Origin of the sequence: Candidatus Aramenus sp. CH1 (assembly GCA_022678445.1) — an archaeon.
Taxonomy (GTDB): domain Archaea; phylum Thermoproteota; class Thermoprotei_A; order Sulfolobales; family Sulfolobaceae; genus Aramenus.
This window is the reverse complement of sequence record JALBWU010000007.1, coordinates 283,046-304,297: the sequence shown is the minus strand read 5'-3', so window position 1 is coordinate 304,297 and position 21,252 is coordinate 283,046. Positions and strand designations below refer to the sequence as shown.

Sequence of the window (21,252 nt, the reverse complement as noted above, 5' to 3'; positions counted from 1 at the left end):
AAAAGAGCTTCTACAACTTAAATAGATTGCTTGTCAAACTCCTTGCCTTAGGGATAACCGAGAGCTTTTCCGGGTTTACGCCCATCCTCTCGGCCATCTTTATTGACGTCACTCCAGCCAGGAACATTAGGGACGAGATGTTCATCAGAACGTCATTGAAGGGGGGTTCTATTTGCCTAGCGTTAAGCACTTGGGAAGTGACCTTGTCTAGGTCCTCGTTTCCTATCACCACGGGAAAGAGGTACTTCCCGTTAGCGTAGCTCTCTATTTCGTTATGGTTGACTTCAGGGATTTCCCCGTAAAAGGCGGGGTGCTTGGCGTTCTCGTTTACTTCCTGTTTAAACCTTACGGCGATGGGAAAGTACTTTGAGGCGTAAAAGACGGGGATAACGCCATTAATAGAGGTTGCCAGTTCTTCTGCCAGTTTCATCATCCTCTCCTTTCCCTTTATTACTCCTTCCTTGAGGAGGTCTAGGTTTAGTTTCACTCCAGACAAGTAGGAGAGTAACTTGAGCACTGGGGTAAATAGCACAGGGAAAGAGTACCTAGTCTGCGAGAGTCCCTTAACCTTGACCACGGGGACGTTGTTCTCCCTCGCCAGCTTCTCCAAGTTGCCTCCTGATGTGATGACGACCACCTTGGAGCCCTTGTTTAACGCCCTCTTTACCGCTTCTATTGTCTCTCCCGTAGTCCCAGAGTAGCTTACTGCTATCATGACGGTCTTTTCGTCAACTCTCCTAGGTATCCCTGGCACCGACGCGTAGTCTACGGGGAAGTCAAGGATTTCTGCTACTTTCCCGGGGATGTAGCTACCGCCCATCCCTGTATAGACTACTCTCTCTCCCCTTACTTCTGGTACCTCAATTCCCTTTGCTTCCTCAAATAGCTCTGGCCACTTCAAGTAGTTCTTAAGCACTCTTGAACACCATTGAGACGCTTATGGATGGAGGGTTAGAGTTGAGGGACACGGTCAAACTGTCTATCCCTAGCCCCTTCGACATGGACTTTATCATCATAGTTGCCTCCGAAACAGCAAACGTGAGCGCGTCTATTAACTCTTGGACTAGTCCCTCCATTTTGCCCGAGGTAAAAGACGAGAGGACGGTGGGTTGCACCAAGTAATAGAACATCACGTTTGCCCTCTGTACAAGGGTCATGAAGGAGGTTATCGCCTCGTTTGACCTGTTCTCTGAGCAGTTCTTCTCGAACTCGGATAGCACCCCCTCTTCCATTTTTATTTGATCCTTAAGGAAGTTCAAGATCCCCTGTTCCGTAATGCTCAAGTTACCCTTTTGCACTTTCTCTATCTCTTCATAGAGTTTTGTCATTCTATTTTTAGCTATCATAGTTCATTTAGAGAAAAACTAAATATAAAGCATTAATTGTTATTCCCTATGAAAGTCCTAGTTTTAGGTGGCGGAGCCTCTGGGATGAGCTCTTCGTCTAGGGTAAGGAGGCTAAGGCCAGATGCGGAAATAACAGTCATTGAGAGGACTAAGATGGTAAGCCACGCCCCTTGCGGTATCCCGTACTTTGTGGAGGGCCTTTTTGACAACGAGAACCTCTTCATGACGTACACCCCTGACTTCTTCCGCGAAAAGAGGAAGATTAACGTCCTCACTAACGTGGAGGTTAAGGAAGTTGACTTAAGCTCTAGGGTTGTGAAAGCAAATGGTAGCAAGTTCGAATACGATTACCTCGTTATCTCTTTGGGGGCGAGACCAAAGAAAGTGGCAGAAGGTAAGAAGGTCTTCTACGTACACCACCCTGCTGAAGCGGTGGAGCTTAGGAAAAAGCTCTGGCCCTTGAATAGAGTCGCAATAGTGGGCGGAGGAATACTGGGGGTGGAAATGGCTGAGGCCCTTGTAGAGAGGGGAGTCAAAGTAGTGCTCTTCCATAGGTCTGGTTACGTTCTCAATAAAATGCTCGACGAGGACATGGGCAAGGTAATAACGGAGAGGATGGCCAAGGACGTAGAGCTCCACTTAGGCGAGACCTTTGAAAGGGTTGAGGAGAATGGAGCTATTGTGGTAACAGACAAGGGAAAATACGAAGTAGATGGTACCATCATAGCTATAGGAGTAGAGCCCAACATTGACCTAGTAAGGGATCAGGTCAAACTGGGAAAGACCGGGGCTATATGGACTGATTCCCACATGGAGACCAACGTCAAGGGTGTCTATGCAGTTGGGGACGCGGTGGAGGCCAAGAACATAGTGACTGGGAAGGAGTTTTACATGCCCTTTGCCCCAGTGGCCAATAAGATGGGATACGTGGCAGGGAGCAACATAGCGGGCAAGGAAATGGAGTTCCCAGGGAGCGTTGGCACAATGATCACGAAGTACAGGGACTTGTTTATAGCGAAGACGGGCATCCTGGAAAGCGAGGCAAAGAGCTTAGGCATAAAGACGTTTTCCGCGATGATAAGGACGAAGACGAGGGCCAGGTACTATCCAGGGGCTAAGGAGATCTACGTAAAGCTTGTAGCGGAAGAAGGCACTAAGAGAGTCCTAGGAGGACAGATAATAGGAGGGGAAGAGGTACTCGGAAGGATCGACATGATAGCAGCCCAGGTGATGAAGGGGTTTACGGTGGAGGACATGTTCTTCACGGACATGGGCTACCTGCCTGCAATCTCTGAGGTATGGGATCCGGTTATTATTGCAGTAAGGCAACTAATGAAGGATTGACTTTCCGAAACTTTAGGCTCGAAAAACCGATAGTATTACGCTATATTTAAATATTTCTATAAATAATGACATAGATAATAATGGTCAATGTCTACGGGATTTACGAGGTACTTAGGTATGACGTTATAAACTTAATTTCCAGCTACCTAAACTCCTCCTCCATAAGCGAGGATTACGTCGATCTGAGCCCAAATTCTGAGTCTATACCCCTTGTAAAACCACAGGAGCTGGTGAGGGAGGAGATACCAAAGAGGTCGTGGAACGAGGTATTGGCTTTAGACGGAAGTAGTAGGAGCTTCGTTTCCGGTAAGGGCTCAATAAGCATTGCCAGCTTGGCCGTAGCCTCCATAACGAGAGGGATCTACGGCGTTTATCCCTCCGTAGACGGTAACGGAGGTCTACCACTACAAGAGCCGTTCATAGCTGTAGCCTCTTCAACGGCAGAGCGGTCTAGGCTCGACCCCTACATCTACGCCTCCAAGTACGTTTCGTTTGTCTCTTTAGACGGAAGGCCATTTAGTTCCATAAGGGGGGTAGAGCAAGTGGAGACGGAGTTACGGGCTTTATTAGAGACGAAGGCTTTAGGCTTCCTCAAGGGAAAAGGGGCGGTAATAGTTGACGGTCCCTTGTTTCCTTCTTACTTGTACTTGAGCGCCAAAGTTAGGGACAAGATAATTGAGGAGAGAAGGAAGGCATTAGACCAGAACTTTATAGGTGTGGTCAAAAGGATAGACAAGTCCCAGTACTTGGTTAACACGTTAAATGGCGAGTACCGAGATTTCTTTATACAGAGATACAAGGTAGACCCAAAGTCGTTTGTCTCAGACGAGGCCTTCCTCTTAAGCTTAACCAGGTTTAACGAGAATACACCTTACTCACCTACTGTAATAGGCCCCTTCATGAGCGAGGAGAAAGGCACTCCGATATTCGTGAATTACTTGGTTATCCCGTTCAATCCTTACGTACCTAAGTTCTCAATCCTTAGGGTAGAGAGCCTGGTCAACTCTGAAGAAGTGATTAGAAACCTTCTGGCGATAAAGATAACGAGGGAAGGGATACCTTACCTCCTCGCTTTAGCGGACGCCGTAGCAAAGAAGGTGTCACAGGGCCTATATAAGCTGGTGATAAGCGGTCTGCAGAAGGTAGGGCTACAGTCCAGTTACTACAGCAGGATAGAGGAGCTGGGAACATGAGCAGTGATGAGCTCTATAACGGCATAAAGGACAGGATGGAAAAGGCAAGGGCACTTGCGGTAACATTAGGCGACGTTATCGGGAGCGTAGCCCAAAACATACCGAACAAGGTGGAGGAGAACCAGTTCGTAGTAAACGTAGTCGTAAGTCCAGAGGTGTACTATAAGTACAGCTTCCTGGGAAAGATAGGCATCTTCTTGGGGGTAGTGGACATAAGGACGCTCTACTTCATCCTATTAAGGGTAGTAGGTTACGAGAGGAGCGACGTGACTAACTACCTCTTCGACGGCTCCCCGGTGGTCTCTTCAGTGGACGAGGAAAATCCGGGCACTCTAATAAACAACGTGCTAATAAAATGCGAAATGCTCACTAAGCTAGACGTCCTCTCTTCGTCGGAAATTCAACCCGCAGACGTAATAGTTGAGCCCCAGTCACCGGTCATAATACCAAGGGCAGAGGTGGTTGAGAGGGCCCTAGGGATAAACGCAGGGAGTTTGAAACTGGGGTTCCTCGCTATCGAGGGTGAAAGGGTAAAGGTGAGCACAAGCCTAGACGAGCTCAATTATCACTTCCTCATCCTGGGCACAACTGGAGCTGGAAAGACGTCGTTTATAAAGAACTTGCTGTCAGGCTTTTACAAGCTAGATGAGGAGGGCAGTAAGGTATTCGTATTCGATACTACAGGGGACTACTACCACATGTTCCTACCCCCTGATCTGACTAGCAAGAGAGTGATGGAAGGAGTGAGGGCGTTTGAGGAACTCTACGGCAAGTTAAGCGGGATAGAGCTGGACGTAGTCTATCCAGTGACTAGGGGGTGGTTGAGGAAGTACCTTGACGGAGATTACTCTATAGGCAAGATAACTAGCACGTACTACGACCTCTACGTAAAACCGTTGGTAGCGTACTTGGAGAGAAAGGGAGTAAAATTATACACCTCTATTGTACACAATACAATAAATATCTCAAGTAGCTCTTGGAATTCCAAAATAACAGTGTACCCGTTCTTTTTCAAGTTCAGCTCAGTCAAGAGGATCTTGTACAAATTGAACCCTTACTTCAGCGAGCAGGCGTCGCACTTCCTGAAGATCATCACTACCAAGAGCGAACTGGCCAAGCTTAACACACTAAGGGAGTTCGTGGACGCATTGGACGACAACACGTTTGAGAAGATGAAATTGCACAGGAGCACCAGGGAAAACATCCTAAGGGGGCTTTACTTGCTCCTTGAAACGGGGATGTTCGACCTCAAACTGAAGAGGAGTAGCATAAGGAAAGTCGTAGACGAAGGGACGAAAATAGTGGTATTTGACCTGTATAATAGCGAAGTGGACGACCTAGCCCAGAAGATCTTCGTCTACTATGTTCTGGACAGGATATTTGCTTTAAGGGAGGCCAGGCTTAGGAAAGGGGAGGCCAAGGGCAGGTATTTGATAGTCATAGACGAGGCACACAAGTTCTTTCCCTCAATGAGAGGTGGAGAAGAGGACAACTACTACGTCAGGAGAGTAGCGAGCAAGATCTCGCTAATGATGAGGTTGGGAAGGAGGAGGAAAATAGGTTTTATCTTCGCTACCCACAACCCAAACGACCTAAACGACATAGTTGTACAACTCTCAAACACCAAGGTAATCTTCAGGATAAGGCAGGAGATCGCGGAGTCGTTTGGACTTTCAAAGAACGAAGCTAAGGTTCTGAGCTGGGAAGGGAACGGAGTCGCGTTTATTATCTCCCCTTGGTTAAGAGAAGGTAGGGTCAAAATTCGCGTCCCTGTACCTCCTCCAGTAGGTCATTACGACCTCTCGAGGACGTAAAGGTGAGAAGATGAGCTTGAAGGAAACTCTAAACAAAATGTTGGAGAAAAAGGACAAGGAGTCAGTGGAGGAGTTCATCTCCTCCCTCACTAAGTACTTCCCGCCCTCAGACGACGTCTCCATAACTGTCCTCAAGAAGGGAAGCCACGAGTACGTCATTGACCGGAGGGGTATGTTCGTAGTTTCTATATCTCAAGACGAGTACTTGCCCTTCATGTCGGCAAGCGAGAAGAGGGTCACCTCAGTCCCGAAGGACGTGATGGATAAGATAATCAGTTCGTGGAAGGACATATTGGTAGAGCTACTAAAGCTCCTAGAAGAGTACGTTAAAAAGTACCCAAACTTGTCAGCAAAGCTAAACGAGGTGAAGGAAGTCGCTAATCAGTGAAACCGTAGTGGAGACAGTAAACCTAGTGCATTATGAACAATGCAACTACATGGGAAGGCTCCACGGCGGAGACATGCTGAAGATGCTAATAGACACTGGTATGTTGTCCTCGATTAAAGTGGCCAAGGGACCAGCAGTTTTAGCTTCCTTAGACAACGTGGTGTTCAAGAAGCCAATATACCTAGGTGACGTAATAAGGATTGTGTCCCAAGTGGACTACATAGGAAACTCGTCAATGGAAGTAGAAATGAAGGTGTTTAGGGGAGACGAGCCAATAGTTACCGCCACTGGAGTGTACGTAAAGGTGGACGACAACGTTAGGCCATTGCCTGTTGGGGAAAAGATCGTTCCCGCTACGGATGAGGAGCGTTTAATAGTCGAGGAGGCAAGAAAGAGGAGGGAGCTCAGACTAAAGAAGCTCAAGGAAAGCGTTCCCCTAGAAGACCCTACGGAGAAGCTCACAGTTAAACTGCACAACGTAATATACGTGACCCCTGAGATGACCTATGACGGAAGGCTGATCTCAGCTGGAAAGATAGTGAAGCTCATGGACGATCTAGGGGGAATGTTGGGACTAAGTCTTATAAACTACAAGGGCTTTAAGGACGGTAGCGACACAGTGGTAACGGTTTCCGTCTCTGACACTGCGTTCCTTTCCCCGATTAAGCTAGGAGACGTAGTTGAAATGACGGCTGGATTGTCGTATGTGGGCAAGACTTCCATCGAGGTTTTGATAACGGTAAAGACTAGAAACCCTAAGGACGGCATTAGCAGGATAGTGACCACGGCGTTCTTCAACTACGTAAGGATAGGAAGCGATGGCAGGCCAAAGGAGTTTCCGCCATATTATCCTAAAAACGAGTACGAGAAAAAGATGTTTGAAAGTGCCTTAGCTAGAAGGCACAGGGGCTCTCCTTACGTAATCGGCGAAAAGGAAAGAGGACAGTAGAAAGGAGTAAAGTATCACTGCATAGGCGTTGGCCAAGGTTCCCCCTATTATCCCAGCAACTAGGCTCCCCATTATGTTGGCAACGTCCTCTACGGCGTTGAATACCCCTATTATAGTTCCCCTATTTTTCTTTAAGTTTCTGAACATGATGGAGAAGAAGGAAGAACTGAATATAGGGTATATTGAGCCAAAGGAGAGAAATATGGGCACGCTAAGAGGTCCCAGCCTGAGCTTAGAGGCAACGACCAGGGACGCCGAAAGGGACAGAATTGCCCTCGTGAAAGTGACTAAGTAAATGAAGAACACCTCCCTGTTCTCAATGACTCTAGAGGACACGTAGTAGAGGAACTCGTCCAAGATGTACAGCAGAGTGTAGGAAACGAAAATGAGGTATTCTGGGTTTCCCATGGCGTAGTTGAACGGAACGTAGACTGTGTAAAAAATCTCAGCGGCGAAGTTGAAAGTAAAGAAGGACAGGATAGCTTGAAGCCTATTCCTAATCTCCCTTTTCTCCTCCTTTTTATCCCTATTACTTGAGCCTGCCACTCCCCTTAGAAACATTACGTTGCTTATCAGTGATGCGATGAGCATTGAAGTGACGTAAGTTGGAGGCAATCTTACTATAGCCAAGAGGCTTCCAGCTATGTTTCCTGCAAGCGTGAACTGCGAAAGCCTAATGTTCACCTTGGGCAACTGCTCAAACGTGAAGTTCTCTAGTAACAGGATAGAGTACAAGGGCGAGTCTATGGCGTAAATAAACCCCAGAAGTGAGTAGCCGAGGAAGCCGAGGACTATCGACCCGAAGGAAAGTAAGAAGACGCAGGGTATAATAGATAGAGGCAAAAGTATAAAGAACTCCTTCCTACGTTTTACGCTGTCTATCACGTTTCCCCAGACGTAGGAGCCCAGGGCGTTAGTGGCGTTGAACAGCATTGAGACTATTCCCAATAAAAACACAGACTTTGTCTCGTTGTAAATCTCCACTGGGTAGAGCAACGTCAATTCGGTTACTACTGTCGTGACGAGGGCTTGGCCTATGAAGATCCTCATTCATCTGTATCCCTAAAACTAGGATAATCTTTAAAGCGAATACCTCAAGACCATTTTGTGAATTACATAGCGCTGGCAATAGCGTTTCTAACTTACGGCTTGATAGCGACTAGAAGTATTACGAAGATACCGCCGTGGTCCTCCATGTTCTTCGGAGGTGTTCTGATGGTGGCGACTGGCGTAATACCAGTAGGCCTTGCCCTGAAGAGCGTAAACCTAGACGTCATACTGTTCCTGGTTACCATTTTCGTGTTCGCCTCAGCGTTAGAGGTGTCGGGATTCTTGAAGTACCTGGCGTATTATATCGTCAAGAAGTTCAAGACGCCAAAGAGGATAGTGATGGCGGTAGTGGTTTTCTCCGGCGTTCTTTCAAATTTTGTCACAAATGACGGGATCTCGTCCAGTTGGACCCCTATCATGTTAGAGGCAAGTAAGCAAATGCGGATCGACGAGAAGCCCCTTCTCTATTCCCTGGCTTTCGGGGTCACAGTAGGGAGCGTGCTTTTGCCCACTGGCAACCCTCAGAACTTGTTGATAGCTCTTGAAGGGAACTTGGCACAGCCCTTCGTACTATTCCTAGCCTACTTGGGGATTCCTACTGCGGTTAACCTGCTGGCTACTGCGTATATAACCTTATTAATGTTTAGGAAGTCATTAGCGGATCCTGAATCGAAAATACAACTACAAGAGGTAAAAATTGAGGACAAGGCTACTGCGGGAGTAGCCTTGGTTCTTCTAGCCATAACTGTGGCCTTGTTCTTTGCCTTGAGCTTTCTGAAGGTGGACATATTGCTAGGCTCCCTGATAACTTCGTCATTGCTTTTGCTAATAGTAAAGCCGAGGAGGGAGATTGTGAGGAGAATGGATTGGACGGTGATAGTCTTCTTCGTGGGGCTATTCCTCTTTACAGCGGGACTGGACAACGGGGGCGTCTTGAGCGCTATCTCCAAAGCGTTGCCACCACCCTCTAGCGCGCTACTTATTATGTTGATTAGCGTAGCGTTGAGTCAAATACTCAGCAACGTGCCCATGGTAGCTATCTACATACCTATAATGTACTCTTACAACGCTACTTCAGCAATAGACTGGCTCGCGTTAGCAGCAGGTAGCACGATAGCTGGGAATTTAACGTTGATAGGAGCAGCAAGTAACGTAATAATTTCTGAAGCCTCAGAAAGCAGGGGAGGAAAAGGGTTTGGTTTCTTCGAGTTTATAAAGTATTCTTTGCCAGTCCTTTTAGAGAACTTCTTGATTATCTACTTATTTCTTAGGCTGGAAAGCCCTTGATACTGCCATTAGCTGCATTTCGTTTGTACCCTCGGCGATCTCCATTATCTTTGCGTCTCTGTAAAGCCTCTCAACTTTTGATCCCCTGTTAAGCCCGTGACCGCCAAATATGTGGAGTGCAGTCCTAGTGACCTCGGCGGCAGTCACGGCAGCGTAGTACTTTGCCATCGACGCCTCCGTTAACGCCTCAACTCCCTTGTCAAATAAGTTGGCTGCTCTCCAAGTTAGCAACCTCGCTGCCTCCACTTTTACGTATGCATCTGCCAAGTTAAACGCTATCCACTCCTGGTCTATTAGCGCCTTTCCGAACTGTTTCCTCGCCGTTGCCCTGTTAATTGCCTCCTCAACTGCTCCCCTAGCTATCCCAACCGCTATTCCAGCGTAGCCGTTTCTGCTGACCATGAGAGCCTTTATTGCCCCTCTAAAGGCGTCTCCTTCCTTGCCGATAATGGAGTCCTTACTTATTCTAACGTTGTTGAATTTAACGTACGATACACCGGCCCCTCTGATACCCATTAAGTCCAGCTTTTTGACCTCTACTCCAGGAGTCTTGGAGTCCACTAAAAGTAACGATATTCCTTGCCTATCCCCTGGGTTGCCGCTGGTCCTAGCTAGTACAACCATCTTTGTAGAGAAGGAGGCGGCGCTGGTGAATATTTTCTCCCCGTTAAGTACGAGCTCGTCCCCGTCCGGCTTCGCGGTAGTTTGCAATGCACCTAGGTCTGAGCCTGCTGCTGGTTCAGTAAGGGCAACTGCATATATCTCCTTAGCCTTGACCCCCTTTTCGATCCACTCTGCTGCAGCGTCTCCTCCAACTGAGACTAAAAGCTGAATGGCGTTCAGTTGTGTGTGGAGGCTGTGCGAAGCACCACCGCTTTCAGCCCCAAGCTCCTCAGTAGCAACCGCAAAAGCCAGTTCTCCTAACCCTAGGCCCCCGTACTTTGTGGGAACCTTCATACCGAGGAGACCCATTTCGCCAAAGTCCTTTACTATCTTGTCCCCACCGTCGTTGGTTTCGTCCATTTGCTTCGCGTAGTCCCTTACCACTTTTTGGGCGTACTCCCTTACCTTAGCTCTATACTCTTCTACTTCCTTAGGTAATTCGGACATAGCGTCTCAAGAGAGAAATCGTTTAAACTATAATAAATCTTATGTTATCTGTAATGTCTAAGTGCTACATTTGATTAAATTTCTTTCGATAATGAAAAATTCAGTCAGAGCCTTAAGAGCAAGTTGGTGAAGTTAGTCCTGTCGTTCAAGACCTTGCTGAGCTGGTTTAGGCCAATCATGTACGCGTTTGAGCTCCTAGCTATCAACTGGTTATAGCTTGGCGTGAACTGGGACGCGTTTGCGTCAACTACTACCACCTTTGACATCTTTCCAAGTTCGTAACTTAACCTCTCCAGCTCTTCCCTTATGTTACCCTTGAGGCTCACGTTAGCTTTACCGTCGGTTACTATAAAGGTTATCGGGGTGGAGTACATGCTCTCCTTCTTTAGAACCTTATTTGCAAGGTAAATGGCATGCGAAAGAGGAGTCCTGCCTTGAGGCTTGACGGAGTTGAGCGACCTCTCTATTAGGGAAAAGTTTTTGGAGAAACGGACCACGTAGTTTGCGCTATAGCCCGAAAAAGTGATAAGGCCCACTTTGCTTCTCAGCTTGTACGCGTTATTTAAGAGCGACTTAGAAAGCTTCTTAGCTATTAAGATCCTCCTTCCTAAGTTCATTGACCTGCTGGTGTCGAGGAGGATGAGTATAGGAACGGATCCCCTCCCCCTTAACTCCTTAAGAGACACGTCTTCCTTCGTTATCCTTTTTCTACCGCTTAAGGCCATGTTGACTATCGTGGAGTAAAAGTCCACGACTTTACCGAGTAAGCTCGACAGATTTCCTGTAGACCTTGATATACCTCCTCTACCGCTCTTGTCCGACTTTAAGTTATCCACCTTCAAGTCCACGTTTATTTCCTTTTCTTCACGTTGCTCTTTCTCTTCTTCCCTGTTATTTCCGCCATTGCCCTTGAGGATTTCCTCTAGTTCCTTCTTTACCTTCTCCACGCCAACTTGCTCCTCTTGCATTTGTTGGGCGTTCAGCCTATGTGGTAGCACGTACTCTAACGCCTCCTTTACGTCCTCTTCAGTAACTACCTTTCTGCCGTCAAGGGCAGCAATCGTCTTCGCAACCCTCATTGTGGCTATCATGGCTCTGTTGCTAAGCGAGTACTTTATGACGACCTTTGCTATAAGCCTCATTAGGTCGTCGGAAATTTCAACGTTACGTAAGATCTCCCTTGCTCTGGTTATCCTCTCCCTGAGTTCCCTTTCCTTTGGCTCGAACTGCTCCTTGATTTTCTTGGGGTTTGCCTCGAATTCCTCCACTACCTTAGCTATTTGGATCAGCTCCTCCTCAGACTTTGGGCTCTCCGCTACCACAGAGATGCCAAACCTGTCCAGTAACTGTGGCCTTAGTTCTCCCTCCTCTGGGTTCATAGTGCCTATGAGTATGAAGTTCGCTGGATGGGATACAGAAACTCCCTCCCTTTCAACCACGTTAACCTTTGAGGCAGCAGAGTCGAGGATGGCGTTAACTATGTCGTCAGGGAGGAGGTTTACCTCGTCAATGTATAAGATCCCCCTGTTGGCTTCCGCCAAGAGACCGGGTGAAAGTGCCCTTAACCCCTCCTCTATGGCCTTCTTTATGTCGAGGCTACCAACTACCCTGTCAAGGGTGGCACTCACGGGCAATTCGACTTCTCTCATTTTCCTCCTTATAACGGGAAGCCTCTCGCCCCTCTCAAACCTTGCTCTGCAACTGTCGCACATGGACTCCGGGGAACGAGGGTCGCAACTAAAGGGACAGTCGGCCACCACTTCTATCTCGGGCAGTAGGTTGGCCAACGCCCTAACTGCAGTGGACTTTGCCACTCCCTTTGGCCCCATTATGAGTAGGCCCCCCACTGAGGGGTTAACGGCAACTATCATCAAGGCCTTTTTCAGCCTTTCTTGGCCTATTATCGCGGAGAACGGAAGTACGTTCCTCTCTACCATTCCTCAGACTCACCCTCTATCTGCGCGTAGAGTTCCTCAAGGGCCTCTTTGGTCTCTTCTTTTGCTTTCCATATGCCCCTTTTCTCCGCCTCTATTAGCCTCTTAGTTATCTCCTCTAGGGCCCACGGATTTTCCCTCAGGAACCAGTCCCTCATCTCCTTGTTGAGGACGAACTTCTGAGTCACCTTCTCAAAGATCTCGTCGCTTACCATCCTGGTAGTTGCGCCCCAGCCGTAAAGGTGTTCGACTTTTTTGAGGATCTCCGTTGCCCCTCTGTAGCCCAACTTCTTTTGCGACTCTATCCAAGCGTTATTCAACAGCTTCATGAGGCTAACCCTCTCTATTTCCTCCCTCATTATCCTTATCCTCGGGTTCCTCGGATTGAAGGTATCTTCAAACATGAGTTCAGGGGTCTTTCCGAGCTTCTTGCAAGCTAAGAAGAACCCTCCTACGTAACTGTAGTTACAGCTGTCGTCTAGGATGTCTATCTCGTCTATCTCCCTCTTGTGGACTATCATGTCTACCTTTCCGCTGGCCTTTACGAAGTCATCCACAGCCCTAATCCCCCTCTTTCCCTTTCCGTACGCATACGCCATCCAGTTCAAGTACACGTCCGCAAGTTCCTCTTCCGTCTTCCACGCAGAGGACTCGACTGCCTTGTCTGTACCGGAGCCGTAAGCCCCGGGCTTCGCCGAGAATATCCTATTGAATTCGCCCTTAACGTAGTTTTGAGACTCGTCTTCTGGTAGCTTTCTCACTAGTTCGATTGCCTCGTCTATCAACTCCACGATTCCCATTAGGTTGTCCCTGACAATCCCGCTTATGGTCACCACCACGTCTATCCTTGGTCTATTGAGCTCCTCCAAAGGTATTGGCTCAACGCCTGTCACCTTCTTAGTTACCTTGTGCCACTTCGGCTTGACGCCCATAGTGTGCAGGATTTGGGCCACCAGTTCGCCGTCGGACCTAAAAACGTCCGTAGACCAGAGGACGAAGCCTATGGCCCTAGGGTACTTTCCGTATTTCTTCAAGTACTCTTGAATGAGCCTTTCCGCCATTAACGTCCCTATCTGCCAGGCTGAGAAAGTGGGTATCTTAGAGGGGTCTACGGCGAAGAAGTTCCTCCCCGTTGGAAGGACGTCGTACCTTCCCCTACTCAACGACCCAGAGGGCCCTGGCTCAACGTAGCCTCCAGATAAGGCGTTTATCAAGTTCACCTTCTCTAAGTGAACCGACTCGATCAATTTAGATATGACTAACCTCTCCTTTTCCGGCAACTTGAAGTTACCGTTGAGCGCCTCTAGTATCAAGGCCTTAGCCTTTTCCTTTCCGTAGGTCTTGACCATGGAGTCCTCGTCGTACTTGGTTAGCGCTAAGACGTACTCTGCTAAGTCCTCCTCGTCCGGTAGTTCACCCAAGACGTGGAGCCCCTTTGTGACGCTGCTGTCCTTAAATACGTTTAGTCTGTGCTCGATTTCGTGTGTTGCCTTATCAGGGTCGGAAAAGTCGACCTTTAGGCCTATGTTCTCGCTGGTCTCCATTATCTGTTGTAGGACAAGTTTCTGCCTGGCCTCGTTCTGGGCTTTTTCCGACTCCTCGTACTCTTCGATTAAGTCCTCCAGTTTCTTGATTTCGTCTGGGACTTCGTCTATTGTGGGCGGGGATAGGTGGTCTATGAGCACAGCGTAGCTCCTCCTTTTCGCAGTTATCCCCTCCCCAGGGACGTTGACAGCGTAAATGTAGAGGTGAGGTATGGTTCCTATCGATATCTGCGGGAAGCAGGAGGGCGATAGTCCCACTCCTTTCCCTGGCGTGAACTCCAGAGTGCCGTGGGTTCCGACGTGTATTAGCGCGTCGTAGTTTTCGTCTATCCATTTGTAGAAAGCTAACCAGAAGTGGTGGACTGGTAAGTCGGAGTTGTGAATGAGCCTAATTGCGTTTTCCTCGTCCTGCCACGTGACTCTCTTTGGCTGAACGGCTACGAGTACGTTTCCAAGCTTGACCCCGGGTATGACGAATTTCTCTCCATCGAACATGTAGTTCCTTTCTCCCTTCTTAATGGTTCCCCACGTTTTTACCACTGCCTCTCTTGCTTCTTTAGGTAGAGAATTGAAGAACTCAACGTACTTTTCATAGCTGAGGAAGCCAACGAAGCCCTTCTTCTCCAAGATCTCTTCTAGGCTTGTGTACCTGGTCTCTGGTATGGCCTTCCTCGATATAATGAGCCTCACTAACTCTTCGCCGTCCTTGGGAGGTTCAACCTCAAAGCCGAGCCTCTTCATGTCGTGCATTAAGTTAACTACTGTCTGGAGTGTGTCAAGCCCAGTAGCGGTTCCTATATTTGCCTCTAGGTCCTTAAAGGCAGAGGCTGAGTGGAGTATTATGGCTATCTTCTTTTCCTTGTTATCTTTACGTCTTAGCTCGATCCACCTCTTGACCCTCTTTACCATGTACCTTATTTGGTAGTCAACTCCCCTGAGAAGCCTGTACTTGAAGTTTCCGTCCTGCTTTACTTCCACTACTCCCAACAAGACCGGTTGAGTGGTCCCATCGATCTCTGGGAGGGAAACGCTCATTATAGTCGAGACTATGTCGAGCCCCTTTGACTCCAACCACTCCTTCTCCGATTTAAAGTAGTTTATGACACCCTGAAAGATGGGTACGTTGAGGTCCTTGAGGATGGAGCTCTCCTTGTCTTTGATTAAGGAGAACGAGAGCAAGTTAATTATTGCGTCCACTATTGGCTTCCCCTCTGGGGCGAACATCCTCATTATTGCCTCCTCGTTGCTCTCTATCCCCCTAGACTTGTCCCCGAACCCCTGGACGAAGACAGGAATAGGGGTGATCCCCTCCCTCTTTAGTTTCTCGACCAACTTGTCTACGATCTCTAGGTCCCCGTCAACCCACTCCGATCTATAGAAGAGTATGCCGACTCTCTTTCCAGTGTCATATTTCTTTAGGTACTCCCATACGTTTTGGTACACGCCTTCCTTAGAGTATATCCCGCTGAAGGGTAAGGGCTTGGGCTCCTCGCATTTTATCCCCTCGTGCTTAAAGGAGAGGAGGTAAAGGATCAAGTTTTTTACGTTTTCCTTTCCGCCGTAATTGTAGTACTCCATCACCTTCTTTGTTGCTTCTGGCGGGAGCTTGTTGAACTTGGAAAGCGCGGGGTCGATGACCGCAACTACGTCCTTATTTTCCAGAACCCCGCTGATCCTGTCGATTATTTCGCTGTACAAGTTCTCGCTGGAGAAATGGTGGATAAAGATTGCGTCAGAGGTCTTCATGCTCTCCACGAACTCATCGTCGATGGGGTCTAACCTTGGGTACTTTATTGCCAACTGAACCCCAAGCTCCCTAGAGGCCTCAATGAAGGTCTTAACCACTGAACCGTTCCATCCAATGAGTACGGAAAGTTTCATAAGAGAGTAGACAAGGACGAAATATAAAAATATTTGGTTAGTCTATCCATATATCAAATTTCACTGAAACGCTTAAATACGCGGACAAATATGAAGTTTTGGGGTATCTAGCCCCAGACAGCCCCATAGAGGGCGGAATGAAGAGGGTTTCCTGCCGTGAATTTAGTATATGTCCTGCAAGTAGTTTTTTCTCTAATTATGTTGGTCTACGTCTCATGGTTGGACCTCAAATCCAGGGAGATAGACGAAAAGATATGGCTTTACTTCTCCCCCCTTGCTATGTTCATCTTGTTCGACTATAAGTACTTAAACATACTGCTTTTCGCGTATTCGTTCTCGGTTACAATAGTAGTATTGCTCTTGTTCTACAAGTACTCGCTAATGGGAGGAGCCGACGTCTTTGCCATGAGCATTCTGGGCCTAGCGAACTCCAGCGTTAGGCCCTTTTTCTTTCCAAGACTCTCCGTGGTCGGCCTAGAGCCAATAACCGTAATACTATACACCTCGATAGGGATATCCCTCTCAGTCTTGGTTAACTTAGTAAGAAATTACAGGCACACAGAGGGATTACCGCTCTCCAAGAGGCTTGTCTTAGCAATGTCAGGAAGGAAGGTAAAGGTTAGGGACTTCTTAAACTCCAAGTTCCTCTTTCCACTTACCGTAATTGACGAAAGCGGTAAGGAGGAGCTCAGGCTAACGTTTTACGTTGACGAGGACGACAAGGAGTGGAGGGAAAGGTACGCAGAATTAGTCAAGAAGGGCGTTATAACCGAGGACACTGCAATATGGGTAGCCTACGGGCTTCCAGTTTTGCCTTACATAACTCTGGGCTACGTCATAAGCTTAATCTCCGGTATACCAATATAAATAAAAAGAATATAATTCCTTATCGACAAAATCATATTGAGTTGTATGTTTCTAGGATTAAGATAATAGCGAACTCAGGGAACAAGCTCGCCGAGGAGCTTTCGAGCAGTTTGGAGGAATTAGGGTACTTTATAGTTGACAGAAAGGCTGAAGCCCTCGTGTTCTTCTACCCCCTAGGGATAACAGTGAGGAGAATACAGAACACGTTGAGGGAAAAATTGAGGGATCCAGTGATCATTTCAGTTACCGATGACGGTAGTTACGTTATTCCAGTGATCAAGGAACACTGGGGCGGTTCGTTTCTGGGGAGCATAATTGCAGACTTGCTTGGGTCTCAACTTATCCTTACTTCCCGGACTGCCCAACTGGGCCTCTACAGCGTTGAGGAGTTTGCGTGGATTAACGCCCTAAGGATAGTAAACCCAAAGAAGATATTGGAGGTCGAGAAGAGGCTAATTAAGGAGGGAACTTTGAAGGTCTACTCACAAGTGAGGTTACAAAAGGTTGACGGCTATGAATTCGTCGGCGACTGCAAGGAAGCCGACATAGTAGTGGGCTACGAGTGCGGAGATCCTGAAAAGCTCAACATGCAACCCTATTCGGTAATGGTTGGGCTAGGGTACTCGTCCAACGCTCCAAAGGAGGCCCTTTACTACTCAATAAAGGCCACGTTAAAGTCTATCTTTATTTCTGAGACAAGGCTTGACTTCATCGTTGTTCCAGAGGTGAAGAAGGACGATCAAAAGATAAAGGAGGTGGCAAGGACCTTTAATTCCTCTGTGATCTACGTGCCAGTGAACGATCTAAGGGAGAGGAAGCAGTCTACGCCGTCGGAGGTAGCTCGAAAGTACCTTGGGGTTGACGGGGTGTGCGAACCCTCCATCGAAGTACTTGGAGGGAACCTCGTCCTAAAGAGGACAAGGAGGGCGTACGGCGTAGTCACTTGCCTGGGAGTAAAGCAAATAACGGAAGGTTCGGGGCTCCAATCATGATAAAAGTGGTTGGGATAGGGGCTGGGGGAAAGACGCTGACCTTGGCAGCAATAGAAGCGTTGAGGGAGGCTGAGATAGTTATAGGTTACGTCAAGTACGTGGAAATGGTCAAGGAATACTTGAACCCCAACGCGGTGGTGATCAGGTCAGAGGTGCAGGAAATTGAGAAGAGGGTCTTAGCTTCGTTGGAGTTCAAGGACAAAAGGGTGGTTGTACTCAGTTCCGGCGACCCAATGGTCTACGGCATGGGTTCAAGGATGTACAACCTCGACGTGGAAGTAATACCTGGAGTCACTGCAGCCCTCTTGGCCAGCAGCGTAGCAAAGGTGCCGTTGGACGACTTCGTAACCATAAGTTTAAGCACCTATTCTAGGAGCCTTGAGGGAATAAGGAGGAAGATCGAGGCATCGATTGTAGCCGGATTTACGATTGTTTTATACAACGTAAATCCAAGGGTTAGGCGGGACTCTGCAAAGATGGTAGAGGATGTACTGAAGGAGAAGGCTGGGGACTGGGAGTTTTACCTAGTGAGGAATGCGTGGAAGGAGAACCAAAGCGTCACAAGGGGAAAGGTAGCTGAGTTGGACATAAATAACGTGGACATGGACTCTATATTGTTGGTCAAAAAATGGTGAAGGTGTACAGCGAGGTCTTAAACGATTACGTCGAAGTTCCAAGGCCTGTAAGGAAGGTAGTGAGCCTTGATCCGGCGTCGACGGAGACCATATTTATGCTGGGTCACGGAGACAAAGTGATAGCAACCGACGCCTTTAGCTATAGGCCCGAGGAGGCCAGGAGACTTCCCAAAATAGGTAGCTACACTCACGTAAAGGAGGAGTTCTTAGAGGAAAATAGGCCTGACGTCATCTTCACAACCATGGGGGCGCAAAAGGAGCTCACAAAAGCCCTAATTAGGAAGGGGTACACGGTGTATCCAATGCCAGTAGCTACGAGCGTGGGAAAGATACTGGATAACGTAGTAGTGGTGGGAGAGGTAATAGGGGAGTACGAAAAGGCCAGGGAGCTCTACCGCAGCTTGTTGCTCAAAGTTCTCCAAAATCTCTCAACGAGTGTCAACGTGAAGGTATACGTAGAGTTCGACCTAGGAGGACCCATAACTCCAGGCTTTCCTACCCACGTCAGCGACGCCATAAGGATAGCAGGAGGAAGGAACGTCTTTGACGATAGGCATGAGGCCTACTTTGAGCCAGACCCAAAAGACGTGTTAAGGAAGAACCCAGACGTGGTAGTTTACGAACCTAAAAGGCTCACTGAGCACGAGAAAGAAAGGTTTGCCAGATCGCTGAGATCAAGGGGACTGGACTTCCTGCTTAATAGAAGAGTTTTCTTCACCAAGGGAGACTTCCTGGCGCATCAAGGTCCAAGTTTCGTCCTCGAGGCAATACCGTGGCTGAAGTCTATTTTTTCCTCCTAGAGACCACTTGCTGTAAAACGGCTATGAAGGCTATAGCGGCCCCAGCTAGGGTCACTATCTCTAGCACGGTCTCGTAAACGCTCAGCCCATAGTAGAACCCATTTATGTAACTAGACGGAAACACTCCATAAGAGTAGGTTACGGTCTGGATGACGTTCTTTGGGTTTACTATACCAAGCAGGTACTTTCCCGGGGATAGCACTAGGCCTATTTCTCCCTGTTGGTTTCCGAGAACGTGGTCGTTTGTAGCGTTCATAACAGTAACGTTAAAGTTAGAATCAGTCACGAAGAAGATCACCGAGTTATTGGTAGGAGTTATCTCGATCGTCTTCACGATCTGAGTGGAAGTTGGGAGCACGGTTGCTGTGGCCTCGTTCTCTTTATAAACTTGGTTGATTGCGGAGTAGTTGGGGTAGTAAAGCGGAACAGTCAGATAGGCAGACAACCCAATTAGAAAGATTATAACACCTGCAACAATTGCCCTAAAATTCATACATGGCGTATTATCTGGAAGGTTTATATATCTATTGAATACATTTTCACACATGAACGGTGGACAAGAAATTAGTTAAAGTCCTGGATACCACCTTAAGGGATGGGTCTCAAGCCTCGACTGTTTCCTTTACCTTAAACGACAAAATAAGGATAGCCCTGTACCTAGACAAAATAGGGGTAGACTTTGTAGAGGGAGGTTGGCCGGGCTCCAACCCCAAAGACTACGAGTTCTTTAAGAAGATAAAGGGGTACTCGCTGGAGCACGCAAGAGTTGCTGCATTCGGTAGCACCAGGAGGAAGGGAGTATCTGTGAAGGACGACGTCAGCTTAAACTCCATCCTAGAGACGGGAGTGGACACTGCAGTCCTCTTTGGCAAGTCCTGGACCCTCCACGTCAACGACGTACTAAAGGTAACTAAAGAGGAGAACTTGAACATGATAGCGGAGAGCATAGACTACCTAAAAGACCATGGACTTTACGTGATATTCGACGCAGAGCACTTCTACCAAGGGTTCCTAGAGGACAGGGAGTACGCGATGCAGGTCGTGAAGACTGTGGAGGAGGCTAAGGCAGACGTAATAGCGTTAGCCGACACCAATGGGGGTACAACTCCAGATAAGGTGTACGACATTACGAGCTTCGTGGTTAGGAACGTTAAGACCGTAATAGGGCTACATATGCACAACGACATAGGGTGTGGGGTCGCCAACACCATCATGGGCGTTTTAGCGGGGGCAAGGCATGTACAAGGTACTATTAACGGAATTGGCGAGAGGACTGGAAATGCCGACTTAATACAGATAATACCGACACTAGTTCTCAAATTGGGCTTTAGGGCACTTAAGGGGCCAGAGTCGTTGAAGGAGCTAAAGCCGTTATCTAGGCTGGTCTACGAGCTGGCAGGCCTCCCGCCTAATCCCTTCCAGCCTTACGTGGGAGAAAACGCCTTCGCGCATAAGGCAGGAGTCCACGCAGACGCCATGATGAAGAACCCGAGGGCTTACGAACACATAGACCCAGAGCTTGTGGGCAACTCCAGGAAAATAGTCATATCTGAGGTTGCTGGCACTTCCAACATCTCTAGTTACTTGGAACACGTGGGTATAAAGGTTGACAAGAAAGATCCAAGGCTCAAGTCCGTTCTACAGAAAATTAAGGAACTTGAAAACAAGGGATACAGCTTCGATATAGCCCCGGCCTCGGCTGTGCTAATAGCGTTGAAGGAATTGGGGCTTTACGAGAAGGTCTTCGAGCTGAAGTACTGGAAGGTAATAAACGAGAACGGGCTAGCGGTGGCCTTAGTTAAGGTTAACAACTACTTGGAGGCATCTGAGGGAGTAGGTCCAGTAAACGCCATCGACCTGGCCATCAGAAAGGCCTTGAACAACATATTCCCTGAAATAAGTAAGGTAAAGCTTACCGATTACAGGGTAGTTCTGCCAGGGGAAATAAAGAACACCGAGAGCGTAGTCAGGGTAACAATAGAGTTCAGCGACGGAGAAAGAACCTGGAGGACAGTAGGCGTCTCAACAAGCGTTATCGAGGCGTCTGTCGAGGCCTTGGTTAGTGGTTTCGACTATTTCATTCAGACTAGCAAGAAATTAAAACCGTTACTTGCTTAA

At 47.9% G+C, this 21,252-nt stretch carries 18 protein-coding genes; 11 read left to right on the top strand and 7 right to left on the bottom strand.

What is annotated here, in order from left to right; all coding sequences use genetic code 11:
• Positions 1-10: 10 nt before the first annotated feature.
• The gene (locus MPF33_07740) at positions 11-916 is read right to left on the bottom strand and encodes a bifunctional phosphoglucose/phosphomannose isomerase (protein MCI2415113.1); all 906 of its coding nucleotides are present in this window, start codon (positions 914-916) and stop codon (positions 11-13) included.
• Positions 909-1,328, bottom strand: a complete 420-nt coding sequence (locus MPF33_07735) for a hypothetical protein (protein ID MCI2415112.1) — start codon at positions 1,326-1,328, stop codon at positions 909-911. Before MPF33_07735 ends, MPF33_07740 begins: the two co-directional genes overlap by 8 nt.
• Positions 1,329-1,394: 66 nt before the next feature.
• Here MPF33_07735 and MPF33_07730 point away from each other — a divergent pair, with 66 nt between their 5' ends.
• From MPF33_07730 to MPF33_07710, 5 genes are all read left to right on the top strand, one after another.
• The gene (locus MPF33_07730) at positions 1,395-2,690 is read left to right on the top strand and encodes an FAD-dependent oxidoreductase (protein MCI2415111.1); all 1,296 of its coding nucleotides are present in this window, start codon (positions 1,395-1,397) and stop codon (positions 2,688-2,690) included.
• Between the two features lie 80 nt (positions 2,691-2,770).
• A complete protein-coding gene (locus MPF33_07725) occupies positions 2,771-3,883 on the top strand; it encodes a DNA double-strand break repair nuclease NurA (protein ID MCI2415110.1) in 1,113 nt (370 codons plus the stop codon).
• Positions 3,880-5,697 (top strand): ATP-binding protein, encoded by a 1,818-nt coding sequence (locus MPF33_07720; GenBank protein ID MCI2415109.1) that lies wholly within the window; start codon positions 3,880-3,882, stop codon positions 5,695-5,697. Before MPF33_07725 ends, MPF33_07720 begins: the two co-directional genes overlap by 4 nt.
• A 10-nt stretch (positions 5,698-5,707) precedes the next feature.
• Positions 5,708-6,085, top strand: a complete 378-nt coding sequence (locus MPF33_07715) for a hypothetical protein (GenBank protein MCI2415108.1) — start codon at positions 5,708-5,710, stop codon at positions 6,083-6,085.
• A gap of 7 nt (positions 6,086-6,092) precedes the next feature.
• The gene (locus MPF33_07710; GenBank protein MCI2415107.1) at positions 6,093-7,034 is read left to right on the top strand and encodes an acyl-CoA thioesterase; all 942 of its coding nucleotides are present in this window, start codon (positions 6,093-6,095) and stop codon (positions 7,032-7,034) included.
• On the opposite strand, the gene MPF33_07705 is transcribed toward MPF33_07710, so the two are convergent.
• The gene (locus tag MPF33_07705; GenBank protein MCI2415106.1) at positions 6,975-8,084 is read right to left on the bottom strand and encodes an MFS transporter; all 1,110 of its coding nucleotides are present in this window, start codon (positions 8,082-8,084) and stop codon (positions 6,975-6,977) included. The two genes, MPF33_07710 and MPF33_07705, sit on opposite strands and share 60 nt — an antisense overlap.
• A 57-nt stretch (positions 8,085-8,141) precedes the next feature.
• On the opposite strand from MPF33_07705, the gene MPF33_07700 reads away from it, so the two are divergent.
• Positions 8,142-9,371, top strand: coding sequence for an anion transporter (locus MPF33_07700; protein MCI2415105.1), 1,230 nt, complete (start codon positions 8,142-8,144; stop codon positions 9,369-9,371).
• Here the strand turns inward: MPF33_07700 and MPF33_07695 are convergent.
• The 3 genes from MPF33_07695 to MPF33_07685 all read right to left on the bottom strand — a co-directional run bounded on the left by MPF33_07695 (position 9,345) and on the right by MPF33_07685 (position 15,840).
• Positions 9,345-10,481 (bottom strand): acyl-CoA dehydrogenase family protein, encoded by a 1,137-nt coding sequence (locus MPF33_07695; GenBank protein MCI2415104.1) that lies wholly within the window; start codon positions 10,479-10,481, stop codon positions 9,345-9,347. The genes MPF33_07700 and MPF33_07695 overlap by 27 nt on opposite strands.
• Positions 10,482-10,585: 104 nt before the next feature.
• Positions 10,586-12,418: a VWA domain-containing protein gene (locus MPF33_07690; protein ID MCI2415103.1), complete on the bottom strand. Its 1,833-nt coding sequence runs from the start codon at positions 12,416-12,418 to the stop codon at positions 10,586-10,588.
• Positions 12,412-15,840 (bottom strand): cobaltochelatase subunit CobN, encoded by a 3,429-nt coding sequence (locus tag MPF33_07685; GenBank protein MCI2415102.1) that lies wholly within the window; start codon positions 15,838-15,840, stop codon positions 12,412-12,414. The genes MPF33_07690 and MPF33_07685 overlap by 7 nt, the downstream gene beginning before the upstream one ends.
• Positions 15,841-16,038: 198 nt before the next feature.
• On the opposite strand from MPF33_07685, the gene MPF33_07680 reads away from it, so the two are divergent.
• From MPF33_07680 to MPF33_07665, 4 genes are read left to right on the top strand one after another with little or no spacing between them, the layout of a single operon-like run.
• Entirely contained in the window at positions 16,039-16,707 is a 669-nt protein-coding gene (locus tag MPF33_07680; GenBank protein ID MCI2415101.1) for a prepilin peptidase, read from the top strand.
• Between the two features lie 41 nt (positions 16,708-16,748).
• Positions 16,749-17,699, top strand: a complete 951-nt coding sequence (locus MPF33_07675) for a cobalamin biosynthesis protein (protein MCI2415100.1) — start codon at positions 16,749-16,751, stop codon at positions 17,697-17,699.
• Positions 17,696-18,334: a precorrin-3B C(17)-methyltransferase gene (locus tag MPF33_07670; GenBank protein MCI2415099.1), complete on the top strand. Its 639-nt coding sequence runs from the start codon at positions 17,696-17,698 to the stop codon at positions 18,332-18,334. The genes MPF33_07675 and MPF33_07670 overlap by 4 nt, the downstream gene beginning before the upstream one ends.
• Complete coding sequence (locus MPF33_07665) at positions 18,328-19,134, top strand: ABC transporter substrate-binding protein (protein ID MCI2415098.1); 807 nt, start codon at positions 18,328-18,330, stop codon at positions 19,132-19,134. The genes MPF33_07670 and MPF33_07665 overlap by 7 nt, the downstream gene beginning before the upstream one ends.
• On the opposite strand, the gene MPF33_07660 is transcribed toward MPF33_07665, so the two are convergent.
• Positions 19,118-19,627: a hypothetical protein gene (locus MPF33_07660; protein ID MCI2415097.1), complete on the bottom strand. Its 510-nt coding sequence runs from the start codon at positions 19,625-19,627 to the stop codon at positions 19,118-19,120. The genes MPF33_07665 and MPF33_07660 overlap by 17 nt on opposite strands.
• 59 nt (positions 19,628-19,686) lie before the next feature.
• Here MPF33_07660 and cimA point away from each other — a divergent pair, with 59 nt between their 5' ends.
• Complete coding sequence (gene cimA / locus MPF33_07655) at positions 19,687-21,252, top strand: citramalate synthase (protein MCI2415096.1); 1,566 nt, start codon at positions 19,687-19,689, stop codon at positions 21,250-21,252.